This window comes from Noviherbaspirillum sedimenti (assembly GCF_003590835.1).
In the GTDB taxonomy this organism is placed as follows: domain Bacteria; phylum Pseudomonadota; class Gammaproteobacteria; order Burkholderiales; family Burkholderiaceae_D; genus Paucimonas; species Paucimonas sedimenti.
In genome coordinates, this window is sequence record NZ_QYUQ01000002.1 from 3,329,807 (window position 1) to 3,345,344 (window position 15,538).

Below are 15,538 nucleotides of genomic sequence, written 5' to 3' on the forward strand. Positions count from 1 at the left end.
AACATGAGCCAGTCAAAACAGCAAGCCCGTTCCTATCTGTTCGTGCCCGCGAACCGGCCCGATCGGTTCGACAAAGCAGAAGCAAGCGGGGCGGATGCCCTGATCCTGGACCTGGAGGATAGCGTGCCAGCCGCCGAAAAGCAGTTTGCGCGCGATGCTGTGGTCCAGTGGCAGCAGAAGGCGTCACAAAGGCCGTTGGAAATCTGGATACGCATCAACCCACTGGCCAACGCCGGGATATCAGCGGACCTCGATGCCGTCATGCAGGCCAGGCCGACCGGGGTTGTGCTTCCGAAATGCGAAGGGGTAGCCGATGTTGAGACGCTAAACCAGTTGTTGGGTAAGTATGAGCAAATACATGGCCTGCCGGACCAAGGGATTGCAGTCATGGCCATTGCCACGGAAACGCCGCGCGCGCTCCAAAGGTTACATACGTTCGACCAGCCCATGCCGCGACTTCGCGGCATGTTGTGGGGCGCCGAAGATCTGGCTGCGGCGCTTGGCTTGCGTAGTCTGCGCGACCAGGCCGGCAATTACCTGTCGCCGGCCCTTGGCGCGCGCGACCGATTGTTGGTGGCCTGCCATGCGTGTCATGTCGCCGCCATCGATGCCGTCTATACGGGATTGAACGACCCTGCCGGACTTGCGAATGAAATACGGCTGCATGCGGCAATTGGATTTACCGCAAAGGCCGCCATACATCCGAACCAGATCGAAGTAATCCATCAAGGATTGCAGCCTTCCGCCGATGATGTGGCTTGGGCCAAGGAAGTCATTGATGCGCTTCGAGACGGTGAGATTGCGGCGGGCAAGGTCAGAGGCGCAATGGTGGACCAGCCGCATTTGAACGCAGCTCGCCGGATACTGTCCATTGCTCAACGCAGCCAGCCGCCGCCGAGCGCCTTGTAAAGCGCGATGGTCGCAGTGAAGCGGGCCAGATCAGCCTGGACACGGCTGTCTTCCGCCAGGAGTTGCGTGCGCTGGCTATCGAGCAGCGTCAGCAGGTCTTGTGCGCCAGCCTGGTACTTGACGTTGGCGATGCGAAACGCTTCCTGGGCTTCGCGCGCGGATTGCGTCAATAACTGTTGCCGCGACTGCGTGGTTGCCACCGAGCCTAAGCTGTCCTGCACTTCCTTCAGGCTGACCAACACGCTTTGCAGGTATTGCGCGACCAATTCTTCCTGCTGCGCCTGCGACAGCGCTACCTGCCCGCGCAGGCGGCCGCCGTCGAACAGCGACTGGGTCAGCGACGCCACCAGTGAGCCGAGCGTGCTGGAGCCGGAGGTCAGGATGCCGCCGGCGACTGCCGTCGCCGACAGCCGGATATTCGGATACAGCGCGGCGCGGGCAGTGGCGATATCGGCGTTGGCCGCCACCAGTTGCGCTTCGGCGCGCTTGATGTCGGGGCGGCGCTGCAGCAAGGATGCCGGCTGGTACGCTGCCACTGCAGGCACTTGCATGCCGGCCAGCGTGGCTCCTTGCACCGCGAAGCCTTGCGGCGCCTGGCCAAGTAACACCGCCAGCGCGGTTTGCGTGGTGCGCAAGTCCTGTTCCAGCTGCGGAATCTGCGCTTCGATATTCAGTACGGCAGTGCGCTGCTGCGACACTTCCAGTCCGGTCGTGGCGCCCTTGTTGTAGCGCACCTCCACCAGTGAGAGGACATTGCGCGCCGCCTCCAGATTTTTGCGGGCAATCGCCAGGCGGTCTTTCAGCGCCAGCGCCTGGAAATAGTTCGAGGCCACATCCGCCTGCAATACCAGCGCGACCGCATCGCGGTCATAGGCACTGGAATCGACCCGCGCATTGGCTGCCTGCACCTCGGCAGCCTTGCCGCCCCATAGATCCAGTTCGTAGGAAACCGTCACGCCCAATTGCGATTGCTCGCTGGCGCCGGTCTGGTTGCTGTGGCTGCGCGTCGCGCTGCTCGACAGATCGGCGGCAGGCAGCCGCCCCGCTGCTGTGATGCCCGCCGATGCGCGCGCCTGGCGGATGCGGCTCACCGCAGCAGCCAGATCGTGGTTGGCCGCCAGTGCCTGGGCCATCAGCTGATCGAGTTCGGCATTGCCAAACTGCTTCCACCAGTCCGTCGTCACGGCCGCCGCGCTGGCTGTGTTTGCCTTCGCTGTGCCTTCCCACTGGGCCGGCATGGCTACATCCGGCCGCTGGTAGGGCGTGCCGATGGCGCAGCCTGTCAGCACGGAGGCCAGCACGAGGCCAATGACAGAGGATTTCAACAGTGGTTTCATGGTGTGCTTCCTTATTCCGAAGAGAGTGCGACGACCGGGTCCAGATTGGCCGCCTTGCGCGCCGGCAGATAACCAAACAGCAAGCCCGTGGCGAATGCCGAGAAAAATGCCAGGATCGCCGGCATCGCGGTAAACGCCACCTTCATGCCGAGCGCTTCGGCCAGCCAGCCCGATGCAAAGCCGAGCGCCACGCCGATCAGGCCGCCAATGCCGCACACGACCAGCGCCTCGGTATTGAATTGCAAGAGGATGTTGGCGGCGCGCGCGCCGGTGGCCATGCGCACGCCGATTTCCCGGGTGCGTTCGGTGACGGTCACCAGCATGATGTTCATCACGCCGATGCCGCCGACCAGCAGCGAAATGGCGGCGACGGAGGCCAGCAGCACGGTCAGGGCGTTTTGCGTTTCGGTGGCGGCTTCCATCAGCGAGGAGGTGCTGCGCACCTGGAAGTCTTCCTTGCCATGGCGCTGCAGCAAGAGGCTTTCGATGGCCGCCTGGGTCGCTTCGACCTGTTCGCCGTTGTCCACCTTGATGCGGATGGTGTTCAGGTATTGCTTGCCGAAGAGACGCATGTAGCCGGTCGACAGCGGCACCAGCGCGGTATTGTCCATGTCGGAGCCGAAGGCGCTGGCGCCTTTGCCGGCCAGTACGCCCACCACTTCAAACGGCACGCTTTTCACCAGCACGTAGCGCCCGACCGGATCTTCGCCGTCCGGGAACAGGCTTTTCGCCACCGTCTGGCCAATCACGATGACCGGCGCATACCCCTGCACATCGGCTTGGGTGATGAAGCTGCCGGAAGCCATGGTCCAGTTTTGTGTGGCGGCATAATCCGGCCACACACCGTTGATGGTGGTCTGGAAGTCGAGGCTGCCATAGCGTACCGTCGCACGTGTGCTGCGCTCGGGCGAAACCGCGCTCACGTTCGGCATCTCTTTCAAGGCGTCGGCATCGGCCGTCACCAGCGTGGCGATATCGCCGCTGGGGCGGGTGCCAGGTGCGCCGGGCGAGACCAGCAACAGGTTGCTGCCCATCGATTCGATACGCTGGATGACATCCTGCTTGCTGCCATTGCCGATGGCCAGCATGGCGACCACGGCCGCCACGCCAATCACCACGCCAAGCAGGGTCAGCGCGCTGCGGAACAGGTTGCCGCGCAGCGAACGCAGCGCCATCTTGACGGCTTCGCCAAGGTCCGGCAGCCACGACGCATTGGCACTGGCCTGGCGCTGGATCCTCTGGTGGCCCGCTGCGGCGGGCACAACACCGGTATCGCTGACGATGCGGCCGTCGGCAATATTGATGACGCGCTGGGCGTTTTCGGCAATCGTCGGATCGTGGGTGATCAGGATGATCGTGTGGCCATCCGCATGCAATTGCTTCAATAGCCGCAAGACTTCTTCGCCGCTCTTGCTGTCCAATGCGCCGGTCGGCTCGTCGGCCAGGATGATTTCGGCGCCATTCATCAGGGCGCGGGCAATCGATACCCGCTGCTGCTGGCCGCCGGACAATTCGGTCGGCCGATGCTGCACCCGCTCGCCGAGGCCAAGCTTTTCCAGCAGCGCATGCGCGCGTTCGATGCGCTCGCGCTTGCCGCTGCCGGCATAGATCGCCGGCAGCTCGACATTTTCCGCAGCGGTGACGGAGGGCAGCAGGTTGTAGCGCTGGAATACAAAGCCGAATGTGTCGCGCCGTAACGAAGCAAGCTCATCCTTCGACAAGGTGGTGACATCGCGGCCCTCGACGTGATAGCTGCCGCTGCTTGGCCGGTCCAGGCAGCCGATGATATTCATCAGGCTGGATTTTCCCGAGCCGGACTGCCCCATGATGGCGACGAATTCGCCCGGATGGATTTTCAGCGACACGCCGTCCAGCGCGCGCACCACGGCGTCGCCGGTGGCGTAGGTGCGGGTGATGTCCTGCAAATCGAGTAATGGCTGGGGTGACGTCATGATGTCCTCGCGCATTCTGCTTATAGTCTTGGGCCCATGGCGCGCGCGCCCTGGCGGCCGCCGGTGTTGCCGGCATTGCGGCCGGCGCCAGCCTGGGCCGGGCTGGCTTGCGCCACTACTACCTTGTCGCCGGCATTCAGGCCGGAGAGGACTGCCGCGGTGGTGCGGTTGGTGACGCCGACCTTGACCGTGCGCTCGGCGACGCCGTCCGCCATGGCCACGCGCGCGCGGTACAGTGACGGGTCTTTGCCGCGCGCCGGCTGCAAGGCGGCCAGCGGCACCAGCAGCGCATCGCGGGCTTCGTCCAGCACAAAGAAAACCTGCACGGTCATGTCGGTCATCAATGCCTGCTGGCGGTTGTCGACATCGACCAGCACGTTGTACAGCACCACGTCGTTGACGGTTTCCGGCGTCGGCATCACCTGGCGCACCGTGCCCTTCCAGCGCCGCTCCGCATTACCCAGGGTGGTGAAGTAAGCGGGCGCGCCAGCCTTTACCTTGGTGATGTCAGCTTCGGCGACCTGCGCCCACACGGTCATGGTGTCCAGGTTGGCCACGCGCACGATCACCGGCGCGGCTTGATTGGCATTGACCGTCTGGCCTTGCAGCGTGGTTTGCGACACCACGGTGCCGGCCATCGGCGCATAGATCTTGGTGTAGCCGAGATTGGCAGTATCGCCGTCCAGCGTGGCTTGCGCCGCCTTGATCTGGGCCTGGGTTGCGGCAACTTTGGCCTTGGCGACCTGCAGCGCCGACTGGTTGGCCTCCACAGTTTCCTGGCTGATTGCGCGCTCCTTGAGCAAATCCCGGTTGCGGTCGAATTGCAATTGCGCCAGGCTGGCCTCGGCTTGCTGCTGTACCAGCTGCGCGCGCAGGTTTTCGAGATTGGCGCGGCCGGTGCGGATCTTGGTTTCGTACACGGTCGCATCGACTTCAGCGATCAGGTCGCCCTTGTTGACGCGGTCGCCGATGGCGACTTGCACTTTTTTTAATTGCCCGGAAACCTGGGTGCCGACATCGACATAGTCTTTGGGCTTCAGCTTGCCCAGGGAGGTGACCGTCTTTTCAATATCACCTTGCGTGACCGTCACGGTGTTGAGCGGCGCCGCATTCTTCTTGGCGAAATAGCTGCTGGCGGCGACACCGCAGCCGAACATGGCGAATACGACCACACCGACGACAATGAGCTTGCGCGAGCGCAGCAGGCCGGCAACAGGAGCAAAAGTTGTTTTCTTGGACATCTGGAATTCCTTTCAAAAAGACGGTTCACGGCAGCGCGCCGCTCATCCGGCTTTTTCGATGTGTCCATCATGCCTGCCAAATGTGAAGAAAAATTGAAGATTGGAACGGCCCCGGTTTTGGCCGCAAGAGCGCCTCTATAATGGTGGCTCGATCTTTGCAAATAGAGTAAATGTCCATCCGACTCGGCATTACTTCGAAGTTGTTTTTTGCCATCCTGCTGACCTGCGTGGTGATTGCGCTGGCGATGGCAGCGGCCATGCGCACCAGCTTCAACCAGGGATTTCTTGGTTACCTCAACGAGCAGGAAGAGCAGCGCATGGAAACCCTGCGCCCGACGCTGGCGAATGCCTATGCCCAGCATGGTAATTGGGATTTTCTGCGTGATAATCCTCGCCGCTGGTTTTCCCTGATCCGTCCGCCAGGCATGCCGGCATCCGACGCCGTCCCGGGCAGGCCACGAATGGCGCCGCCGGAATCGGACCTGACCGGTTTGAATCTGCGGGTGAGCCTGCTCGATGCGGATAAAAAGCTCGTGATCGGCAACCCGCGCGTGAGCCAGAATGCGAAACTGAAAGCGATTGACGTCGGCGGCAACACGGTGGGCTGGGTGGCGCTGGTGCCGTTCCAGCAAGTGAGTACGGGCGCCGCGTTGCGGTTTCAGGAACAGCAGCTGAAAGCCAGTTCCATCATTGGCGGGATTGCCATTTTGCTGGCGGCGCTGGTTGCCTGGCTGCTGGCCCGCATGTTCCTTGCCCCGCTCAGGCATATCGCCGCCTCCACCCATCGCCTGACGACCGGCGATTATGCCACCCGGGTTACCGTGGCCAGCGGCGATGAGCTCGGCCAGCTTGCCGAAGACTTCAATCATCTGGCCGTGACGCTAGGAAAAAACGAAAAGTTGCGACGCGCTTTCATGGCGGATGTATCGCATGAATTGCGCACGCCACTGGCTGTGCTGAAGGGCGAGCTGGAAGCGCTGCAGGATGGCGTGCGGCCTTTGACCTCTTCAGCAATCCAGTCGTTGCAGTCGGAAGTGGCCACGCTGGGAAAACTGATCGACGACCTGTATGAGCTGTCGCTGTCCGATGTCGGCGCATTGAGCTACCGGAAATCGCATACCGACATTCTGGACGTGCTGCGCATGACGGTGGATGCCTTCCAGGAGCGGTTTGCACAGCGCTCGATCGCGCTGGAGGTCGGTATCCCCGCGCACCAGGCGGCGTTCTGCCATGCCGATCCAAATCGCCTGCGCCAGCTGTTTGCCAATCTGCTGGAAAACGCTGCCCGCTATACCGACGCCGGCGGCAAACTGGTCATTACCGCAGCGCTCGAACAGCGCACGATCAGGCTGGAATTCCAGGACACCAAGCCCGGTGTTCCCGATCACATGTTGCCGCAATTGTTCGAGCGCTTCTTTCGCGGCGAACAATCGAGAAACCGCGGTACCGGCGGCGCCGGGCTGGGTCTGGCGATCAGCCGCAATATCGTCGAAGCCCACCAGGGAACGATTGCGGCGAGCGCCTCGGCGCTGGGCGGCTTGTGCATTACCGTCGTGCTGCCGCTGGCGAATGGCATTTCTTCATGAGGGCGTTTCTTCATGCCTAAGAACGCTGCGGCCAATGCCGCATGCATCATGATTGTCGAGGATGAGCCCAAGCTGGCTGCGCTGCTGGCCGACTATTTGCATGCCAGCGGATACCGGACAGTCATCATCGGCAACGGCCAGGAGGTGATTGCCGCGATCAGGAAGTCAGCACCGGCTCTGGTGCTGCTCGATGTGATGTTGCCCGGCAGGGATGGCATCGAAATCTGCCGGGAGTTGCGCAGCTTCAGCCATGTGCCGGTCATCATGGTCACGGCCAGGGTGGAAGAGATCGACCGGCTGCTGGGGCTGGAAATCGGCGCTGACGATTATGTCTGCAAGCCGTTCAGCCCGCGTGAAGTCGTCGCGCGCGTCCAGGCCATGCTGCGCCGGGCCGGCTATGCCAGCGACAAGCCGACGCCCTCTTCCGGACTCGTCATGGACGAAGCAACGCACGAAGTCACTCTCAATGGCCAGAACCTGGATTTGACGCCGGTGGAGTTTCGCTTGCTGAAAACCCTTTGCGACAATGAAGGCAGGGTGTTTTCCCGCGACCAGTTGATGAGCAAGGTGTATTCGGACTATCGTGTCGTCACGGACCGGACAGTCGATACTCACATCAAGAATCTTCGCCGTAAACTGGATCATGTCTCGCCGGAACATGAATTGATTCATTCAATATACGGGCTTGGATACCGATTCGAGAGGCAGGTCCAAAAGATCTGACTGGGCCGGGCGAAGATCTAGGGAATCGGTTTAACGCCGATCAGCAAGCCATGCAGCCAGAACGCAAACAGGACCCAGGCGGCGACCCCTGCCCCCACTGCGGCGAGCGTTCCCCCCATCGTTCCTGAAGGATATCGGGTGCCCGCCACGCGATCCCGGTTGCGCGCCGCCAGGTAAGACAAGATTGCCCAGACTAGAAAACTACTGAAAAGAATCAGGTCCGCCAGTGTTCCATTTGCCAGCAAGTGGGCGAAGGCCCAAACCGATACGCCAAGAACCATCGGATGATGCAAGCTTGCTTTGATGCTGTTGCGGGGAACGTAGGTTGCCGCCAGTAAGATGAAAGCGATGAGTGTGAGCAGTGCCGATATATGCCGCATGGCCATGGGTGGATTCCACAGGACAAGCGCGTCGCGCTGGGCCATGCCAAATCCCCAGATGATCAGCCCGAAGCCAATCAGCGAAATCAGGGTGTATCCCAGCTTCCACATCTTCTCACCATGCCGCGCACGCTGCGCGGTGCGCCAGTCATCGGCGAATATGCGGACTGAATGCGTGCCAAGAAAAAGTGCCAGGCCAAGAATCAGAGTTACCATTGTCGGCTTCTTTGCGGAAGAGGTTTGTGCTGATCGCTGAGTATTGTACATTGGCGATGGTTGCAAGATCATCGGCCAACACGATGCTTGATTGAGCAAAGACGGGAAACTGGATAAGAATTTTAGTAAAAAGTGATTACTGATAATGGATAAACAAATGTTCCCACACTATCTTGAGGACCTCGCGCCGGGACAGCGCTTTCAATACGGACCCATCAGCGTTGACGCGGACAAGATCAAGGCATTCGCCGCCGAATTTGATCCGCAGCCCTTCCATCTCGATGAAGAACTGGCGCGCGACACCTTGTTTCGCGGCTTGGCCGCAAGCGGCTGGCACACGGCGGCATTGACCATGCGGCTTTTCGTCGACAGCCCGTTCAAGCCTGCCGGCGGCTTGATTGGCGCGGGCGTCGAAGAGTTGCGCTGGCCGCGACCGGTGAGGCCGGGCGACGCGTTGCGCATTGAGAGTGAAATCCTCGAAGTCCGGCCTTCCAAAACACGCCCCGAGCAGGGGATTGTGAAGGTGCGCACGACGACGTTAAATCAACATGGCGAACCGGTGCAGGTTTTCGTTGCCAACATGGTGGTCGCGCGCAGACCGGGCTGAACACACTTTGATCGCATTTCCCATATGCAGCACGGTCATAAGCATAGGAAATAATAGTCCTTGCCCCAACACAAGCCGTTAGCTAGTCTGTAAGCAGTGGCCAAGTCTTCTATAATGTCAGGTTTGCCGCAACGGGATTTGGTTTCAATGAAACTGTCTTTTAACAATATTGCAAAGAATTTTTCCGACTTGCAAGTCGTCGAGCAATTCAGCTCCGAGATGCAAACCGGCGAACTGGTGGCGCTTGTCGGGCCCTCTGGCTGCGGCAAATCGACCTTGCTGCATATCGCTGCCGGCCTGGAGAAGCCGAGCGGCGGCAGCATCCTGGCCGATGGCCAGCCGGTGGCCGGGCCGCATCCGGAACGCATGCTGATGTTCCAGGAAAACGCCCTGTACCCATGGCTGACCTTGGTAGGGAATGTCGCACTGGCGCTGGAATTCCAGAAAGTCGGCAAGGCGCAGGCGCGCCAGCAGGCGGTGGATTGGCTGGCCAAGGTCAAGTTGCAGGGCTTTGAAGAGTATTACCCGCACCAGGTTTCCGGCGGCATGCGGCAGCGCGCGGCGCTGGCGCGCGCCTTTGTCTCGCAACCCAAGGTGCTGTTGCTGGACGAGCCCTTCGGCGCGCTCGATGCACTCACCCGCATGACGCTGCAGGATGCCTTGCGCGACCTGATCCATGAGGTGCGCCCGACCGTGCTGCTGGTGACCCACGATGTCGATGAGGCACTGTTTTTGGCGGACCGCATCGTGGTGTTCAGCCCGCGGCCCGCCATGGTGCTGAAAGAGTTTCATCTCGACCGGCACGCCAAGACACACGATTTGTCGGAATTCGCGGCCATGCGCCGCGAGATTCTGTGCCTGCTCGGGATTCATGCCGAGCATGAGGACGTTAAACCATTGGAAGGAGTTGAAGCATGAAATTGTTCCCGAAATTGTCCCATCTGATGCTGGCAGCGGTGGCTGCGCTGTCGCTGGCCGGCCAGGCCCTTGCCGCCGACAAGTTCAAGGTCGGTTACCTGCGCGTCATGGACGATGCGCAGGCAATTGCCGCGTTTGAAGGCGGCTTCTACAAGAAGCATGGTCTGGATGTGGAACTGGTTGAATTCAAGTCGGGCACCGACCTGATCAAGGCCATCGTCGGCGGCCAGCTCGATACCGGCGTGCTGGGCTTCACCAATGCGGTGGCCTGGGCTTCCAAGGGCGCCGACCTGAAAGTGGTGAGCGGTGCCCAGCACGGCTACCATGCGATCCTGGTGCGCGAAGAAACCGGCATCAAGACCGTGGCTGACCTGAAGGGTAAGACACTGGCTTCGCAAGCCGAAGGCAGCACCGCCGACACGGTCTTGAAAGGCGTGGTGCTGAAGAACGCCGGCCTGAAAGCCGACGACCTCAACATCATGGGCGTCTCGCCGCAGGTGGCAGTGCAGTCGCTGGTCGGCAAGCGCGTCGATGCGGCTTTCCTGTTCGAGCCGCAAGCCAGCATCGCCCAGCTGATCGCGCCGGTCAAGCAGATCTATGAAATCGGCGAAGTCTGGCCCTTCCCCTGCATGGTGGTGATCACCTCGGGCGAGACCCTGAAAAAACGCCGCGCCGACGTCTGGAAGTCGCTCGATGCGCAAAAGGAAGCGATTGACCTGCTGAGCAAGAAGCCGGCCGAGGCTTCCAAGCTGATTTCCAGTTATTTCATTTCCGAGCCGACCCTCAAAACGCTGCACAAGGGCGACTTGCCGCGCGACGAAGTGATCACGGCCGCGATCAAGAGCCAGACCTTTTCGCCGGTCCTGACGGCCAAGGAAGAAGCGCGCATGCAGGAAATCGCCAATATCCTGCAGGATCAGGGTTCGTTGAAGACCAAGGATGGCAAGCCTTTCGACGTCAAGAGCATCCTCGACCTCTCCTGGCAAAAGGCGCGCAAGCTGTAAGCGGCAAGTTGTAAATTGCTAATTGCTATACTGCGGCTTTCGCAGATTAACGATGGCCGGCGCCCTGCCGGCCATCTTGTTTTGAAATTGACATGAGCACTCAGACCCGTCTTTCCGGTTTTCATAAAAAAATCGCCTTCGCCTTTGCGGTCGCCCTCATTTTGCTGGGCTGGCAAATCGCCGCCTGGATCTTGCCGGACTTCCTGATGCCGGACGTGCCGACGGTAATGGTGCGCTTGTGGGAAGAGATCCAGTCGGAATCCTTCCGTGCCGCCCTGTGGGGCAGCCTGGTACGCCTGGGCAGCGGTTACGGCGCCGCCCTGTTGTTCGGCATCGGCTTTGGCCTGATCGGCGCGGTGTTGTTCTTCTTCCGCGAAGTGCTCAAATCCGCCATCATCATCCTGCAATCGATCCCGTCGATCGCCTGGGTGCCGCTGTTTTTGATTCTGATGGGTTTCGGCAACATGCCGATCATCGTGGTGGTGGCGATTGCCGCCTTCTTCCCGGCAGCCCTGTCGGTGATGAACGCCACCGAAAGCGTGCAAAAGGTGCATGTGGCGGCAGCGCGCGTGATGGGCGCCTCGCGCCTGGACATGCTGCGTCGCGTCTACCTGCCGGCAGTGATGCCGGAATTGATCACCGGCGCCCAGCTCGCCTTCGGCAATGCCTGGCGCGCGCTGATTTCGGCCGAGATGCTGATCGGCTTCGGCAAGGGCCTGGGGCGTTCGCTGTCGTATGCCGGCGAGACCGCCGACATGGTGGGTGTGATGATGAATATCCTGGCGATTGCAATCCTGGCGCCGCTGATCGACCAGCTGGTGCTGGAAAACCTCAAGCACCGTTTGCTGCGCTACCAGTACGTTTGAGTATTGGATCATGAAGCCGCTGCTGCCCTCGAACCTGGCCATCCTGCCGCGCCTGCTGCGGACGGGCACGGTGGCAGTTGCGCTGGCGGCTGGCTTGGCAAGCATGACGCCGACGGCCTCGGCGGCGGACACACTGGAAAAAGTCCGCCAGCGCGGCGCGCTGAAAGTGGGCGTGCAGTACGTCGCGCCAGAGTATGCGGCCGGCAGCAAATTCCGTACGCCGGAAGGCATTGAGCACGTGTTGGCGCAAGACCTGGCGCAACGCCTGCAAGTCAAGGCGGTTGCCGTGCAGGGCGATGCCGGCAAGGGCGCAGACCAGTTGAAGTCACACAAGCTGGACGTGCTGCTGGCAGTAGCACCGGCAAATCATTCCCAACGCGCCGCTACCGTCACTGCCACCGTGCCGACCGGCTATGTGGCGGCACCCATGGCGATCATGCGCATCGATACCACCATCAAGACCTGGGAACAGTTGAAGGGCCACACGGTGTGCGTGCCCCAAGGCGGGCGCTACGCCGGACTTGCGGCGCGCCACGGCGCCATCGAAAAGCCGTACAAGGCGCCGGCCGATGCCCTGCTGGGATTGCGCATCGGTGCCTGCGACGCGACCATCCACGATGCTGCCCTGCTGGAAGAACTGCTCAAACTGCCGGAGTGGAAAAAGTTTTCCGCGCGGCTGCAGGCCGGCGTAGGCGCCGGCGCGCCGCTCGAAATCGTGCTGCCGGCGGGTGATGACAAGGCCCGCGCCTACTTTCAACAAGTGGCGAAGGAGTGGCAGGCCGGCAGCACCCTGCAGCAGCAATTGCGGCTGATGGCGCGCAATATCGCTTTCGAGGTTTATCTCGACCAGGACGTACCGGACTGCCATTGAGCGCTACTGTGCACCGTCGGGCCTCCTGAACGCGGCCTTCCCCTACTCCAGGTATTGCGCATTCCAGCGTCGGTACATCTCATACGCCGCCGCCTTCATCGCATACTTGTCGGCGTAATCCTTCGGATCCATTGGATCGTACACATAGAAGTTGGCGCGGTTGTTGACCGCGCTTGTCATGTGGCGGATCTTGTCCGGCAGGGTGTAGGGCGGCTGCCATTCGAAATCGTCCTGCGCTTCGTAATGCAGGAAGACCGGCAGGATCGGCATGCCGGTGCGCATCGACACCTCGAAGGCCCCCGACTTGAATTCAGTATGCAGGCGCCGCCCCTTGCAGCCGCCCTCCGGATACAGCGCAATATTCTGCCCGCCATTGACGGCATCGACCATGATCTGCACCGATTGCTGGCGCGAGGCCGGATCGTCGCGATCGACGTACAGGGTCCCGGCGGCGTGACTGATGCGGCCGACGATGAACCAGTCCTGTATCTGCAGCTTGGCTAATGAAACCACATTGAACAGCGCCGGGATGCCGATATCCTCGAAGGCGCTCGGGTGGTTGGCGACCAGGATGTAGCGCTGCGGCAGGGGCTTGCGGTTTTTCTGGTGCAGGCGCAGGTCAACATCGAGCGCGCGCACGAAGGCGCGGCACCAGGGATGGAACAGGCGCGCCACTGGATGCCGGCCTGGCCAGGGCAGCCAGGTCAGCAGGTACAGCAGTGCGGTGAATACAATGAAATCGAGCCAGCCGGCGATTTTTCGCAAGAGGCGCAGCATTGGCAGCATCCGGTGACCCCTGTGTTGTGTCGGTTCAATGATACCCGAGGATCAGGGCAATCCCGTCACGCGGCCTCCCTTTGCAAACTATTACAAGGATTGGCCGGAATTGCAATGGCCGGGCAGTTCGGAAATCACCCAGGCCCGGAACAGCGCCATGCTGGCTTCCTTGAGATCGTTACGGTGCCAGACCAGGTAATAGCTGAAGGCGCCGCGCGCGCTGATGTCGAACAGGCGGACCAGTCGTTGCGAGCGCAAATGCTCCTGCACCAGGAGCGACCTTGCCAGGGCGATCCCCTGTCCCGCCAGCGCCGCCTGAATGGTGTGGGTGAGATCGTTGAAAGCAAGGGAGTTTGCCGGTTCACCGGGTGGGAGCCCCGCCTTTTTGAACCAGTCGCGCCAGGAAATGACGGAATGCCGCAGCAGCGCATGCTGTTTCAGGTTGTGCAGCGAAATTCCCGGGTGCGCCTGGAGGAATGCCGGACTGCAGACAGGGAATACCTCTTCATCGAGCAATTTGATTTTTTCGACCCCGCGCCAGTTGCCATCGCCATAGCGCAAACCCATGTCAACCGTGTCGTCGTCAAGGATGCCGAGGTCGGGCGTGGTCCGGATATGCAGGACAATGTCGGGGTGCATCTGCTTGAATTTCGTCAGGTGCGGAATCAGCCAGTTTTCGGCGATCGGCGCCGTCACTTCCAGTGTCAGGATGTGCGCTGCATCCTCTTGTCCGGGATCGTCCGGAAACATGTCTTCCAGCGCATCCAGAATCTCGCGGACCTTGCCGGCGAGATTGCGGCCCGCTTCTGTCAGCAGCATGGCATTGCCGGAACGGTAAAACAGCGGGTAGCCGACGCGTTTTTCCAGCGCGCGGATTTGCTGGCTGACCGCGCTGTGCGTGATGAACAATTCTTGCGCCGCCGCCGAAAAACCGCTCAGGCGTGCGGCTGCCTCGAATGCGCGCAGCATGGAAATGGGCGGCAATTTTCTAAACATGATCCTGCTGTGCAGATCGGGTTGGCAATACCGGGATGTTAGTTCTGATTACATCCAGAGTCAAAATAACTCGTTCGCCTTCGGCTGCCCAAAGCCGCACACTGAACTTCTTCTTTATATCCATGCGGAGCGGTGACGTGAAAAAGCGGGTAGCGATCGGATTATTGAGCGTGCAATTATGCGCAGCGCTGTTATGGATTTATCTGGTCTGGGGCAGCACCTACCTGTCCAACCGGATTGCGCTGGAAAGCATGCCGCCTTTCCTCATTTCCGGCATCCGCTTCCTGATTGCCGGCGGCGCTTTGCAGATGATCTGCCTGCTGTCCGGGGGGAAGCTGCCCGGCGCCCGCGACTGGCTGGCGGCCGCCGTGCCGGGCGTGCTGATGATCGCCATCGGCCAGGGATCGATGGTCTATGCGGGGCAGACGCTCCCCTCCGGGATCGTGGCCTTGCTGTTTGCCCTGCTGCCGATCTGGACAACGTTGATGCAGTGGGCTTTGCCCGGTGGCGCGTGCCCAGGCGCCGGCATCCTGGTCGGGCTGGCGCTCGGCAGCGCCGGCATGGCCTTGCTCGTTAGCGGCGGCAATGGCGGCCTTGGGGCGCAGTGGCCGATGGGGGCGCTCGCGACGGTAGTCGCCGGCACGCTTTCCTGGGCGGTGGCGGCCCTGTATGTCAAACGCTCTTCGCGCCAAGGCTCCGCCTTGCAAGCATCGGCAATGCAGATGCTGACCGGCGGCGCTTGCCTGATGCTGTTTGCCGCGCTGAACGGAGAATGGCAAACCTTCTCCTTCGCTCAGGTCACTTCGCGCTCGGGCCTGGCGATGGCTTACCTGGTGGTGGTCGCCAGCGTGATTACGTATCCGGTCTATAACTGGCTGGTGAAAGCGGCTTCGCCCACCCTGATGGCGACATTTGCCTTCGTCAATCCAGTCGTCGCGCTCTACTTGGGATGGCTGGTGTTCGATGAAAAAATGAGCACCATGACGGTTCTCTCTTCCGTGCTGATCCTGCTCGGGGTGATCGCGATTACCTGGACGCAGGCGCTCGCAAGCCGCTCCACCGGGCCGGGCTTGCCGGTGAAAATGGCGGGCGTCGGCGGCCTGCAGGCGTCCAGGACCTGATCCGCCCTCGCATCGCCGCAGATTATACTGTCAT

The 15,538-nt window shown here is 61.2% G+C and carries 15 protein-coding genes; 9 read left to right on the forward strand and 6 right to left on the reverse strand.

Annotated elements, in window-relative coordinates; genetic code table 11:
- Positions 1–3: 3 nt before the first annotated feature.
- Positions 4–909, forward strand: coding sequence for an HpcH/HpaI aldolase/citrate lyase family protein (locus tag D3878_RS15575; protein ID WP_119786320.1), 906 nt, complete (start codon positions 4–6; stop codon positions 907–909).
- On the opposite strand, the gene D3878_RS15580 is transcribed toward D3878_RS15575, so the two are convergent.
- The 3 genes from D3878_RS15580 to D3878_RS15590 are packed head-to-tail and all read right to left on the reverse strand — an operon-like array spanning position 876 to position 5,439.
- The gene (locus tag D3878_RS15580; RefSeq protein WP_119786321.1) at positions 876–2,246 is read right to left on the reverse strand and encodes an efflux transporter outer membrane subunit; all 1,371 of its coding nucleotides are present in this window, start codon (positions 2,244–2,246) and stop codon (positions 876–878) included. The two genes, D3878_RS15575 and D3878_RS15580, sit on opposite strands and share 34 nt — an antisense overlap.
- 11 nt (positions 2,247–2,257) lie before the next feature.
- On the reverse strand, positions 2,258–4,198 hold the full coding sequence (locus D3878_RS15585) for a MacB family efflux pump subunit (protein ID WP_199688178.1): 1,941 nt from the start codon (positions 4,196–4,198) through the stop codon (positions 2,258–2,260).
- 20 nt (positions 4,199–4,218) lie between these two features.
- The gene (locus D3878_RS15590) at positions 4,219–5,439 is read right to left on the reverse strand and encodes an efflux RND transporter periplasmic adaptor subunit (protein ID WP_119786323.1); all 1,221 of its coding nucleotides are present in this window, start codon (positions 5,437–5,439) and stop codon (positions 4,219–4,221) included.
- A 170-nt stretch (positions 5,440–5,609) separates the two neighbouring features.
- Here D3878_RS15590 and baeS point away from each other — a divergent pair, with 170 nt between their 5' ends.
- Both baeS and D3878_RS15600 read left to right on the forward strand, forming a co-directional pair.
- Entirely contained in the window at positions 5,610–7,025 is a 1,416-nt protein-coding gene (gene baeS, locus D3878_RS15595) for a sensor histidine kinase efflux regulator BaeS (RefSeq protein WP_199688179.1), read from the forward strand.
- Positions 7,026–7,037: 12 nt separating this feature from the next.
- Positions 7,038–7,748: a response regulator gene (locus tag D3878_RS15600; RefSeq protein ID WP_119786324.1), complete on the forward strand. Its 711-nt coding sequence runs from the start codon at positions 7,038–7,040 to the stop codon at positions 7,746–7,748.
- A 17-nt stretch (positions 7,749–7,765) separates the two neighbouring features.
- On the opposite strand, the gene D3878_RS15605 is transcribed toward D3878_RS15600, so the two are convergent.
- The gene (locus D3878_RS15605; protein ID WP_119786325.1) at positions 7,766–8,344 is read right to left on the reverse strand and encodes an NnrU family protein; all 579 of its coding nucleotides are present in this window, start codon (positions 8,342–8,344) and stop codon (positions 7,766–7,768) included.
- 145 nt (positions 8,345–8,489) lie between these two features.
- Between D3878_RS15605 and D3878_RS15610 the strand changes: the two genes are divergently transcribed.
- The 5 genes from D3878_RS15610 (at position 8,490) to D3878_RS15630 (ending at position 12,610) form a co-directional block, all read left to right on the forward strand.
- Positions 8,490–8,951, forward strand: coding sequence for a MaoC family dehydratase (locus D3878_RS15610; protein WP_420799539.1), 462 nt, complete (start codon positions 8,490–8,492; stop codon positions 8,949–8,951).
- Positions 8,952–9,098: 147 nt separating this feature from the next.
- Positions 9,099–9,869, forward strand: coding sequence for an ABC transporter ATP-binding protein (locus tag D3878_RS15615; RefSeq protein WP_119786327.1), 771 nt, complete (start codon positions 9,099–9,101; stop codon positions 9,867–9,869).
- Positions 9,866–10,873, forward strand: coding sequence for an ABC transporter substrate-binding protein (locus D3878_RS15620; protein WP_119786328.1), 1,008 nt, complete (start codon positions 9,866–9,868; stop codon positions 10,871–10,873). Before D3878_RS15615 ends, D3878_RS15620 begins: the two co-directional genes overlap by 4 nt.
- Before the next feature lie 92 nt (positions 10,874–10,965).
- A complete protein-coding gene (locus D3878_RS15625) occupies positions 10,966–11,739 on the forward strand; it encodes an ABC transporter permease (RefSeq protein WP_119786329.1) in 774 nt (257 codons plus the stop codon).
- A 10-nt stretch (positions 11,740–11,749) separates the two neighbouring features.
- The gene (locus tag D3878_RS15630; protein ID WP_233556353.1) at positions 11,750–12,610 is read left to right on the forward strand and encodes a transporter substrate-binding domain-containing protein; all 861 of its coding nucleotides are present in this window, start codon (positions 11,750–11,752) and stop codon (positions 12,608–12,610) included.
- Positions 12,611–12,652: 42 nt separating this feature from the next.
- On the opposite strand, the gene D3878_RS15635 is transcribed toward D3878_RS15630, so the two are convergent.
- Positions 12,653–13,387, reverse strand: coding sequence for a lysophospholipid acyltransferase family protein (locus D3878_RS15635; RefSeq protein WP_158592286.1), 735 nt, complete (start codon positions 13,385–13,387; stop codon positions 12,653–12,655).
- Positions 13,388–13,477: 90 nt separating this feature from the next.
- Positions 13,478–14,383: a LysR substrate-binding domain-containing protein gene (locus D3878_RS15640; RefSeq protein ID WP_119786331.1), complete on the reverse strand. Its 906-nt coding sequence runs from the start codon at positions 14,381–14,383 to the stop codon at positions 13,478–13,480.
- A gap of 137 nt (positions 14,384–14,520) precedes the next feature.
- Here D3878_RS15640 and D3878_RS15645 point away from each other — a divergent pair, with 137 nt between their 5' ends.
- Positions 14,521–15,504 (forward strand): EamA family transporter, encoded by a 984-nt coding sequence (locus tag D3878_RS15645; RefSeq protein ID WP_158592287.1) that lies wholly within the window; start codon positions 14,521–14,523, stop codon positions 15,502–15,504.
- The last annotated feature ends 34 nt before the right edge of the window (positions 15,505–15,538 follow it).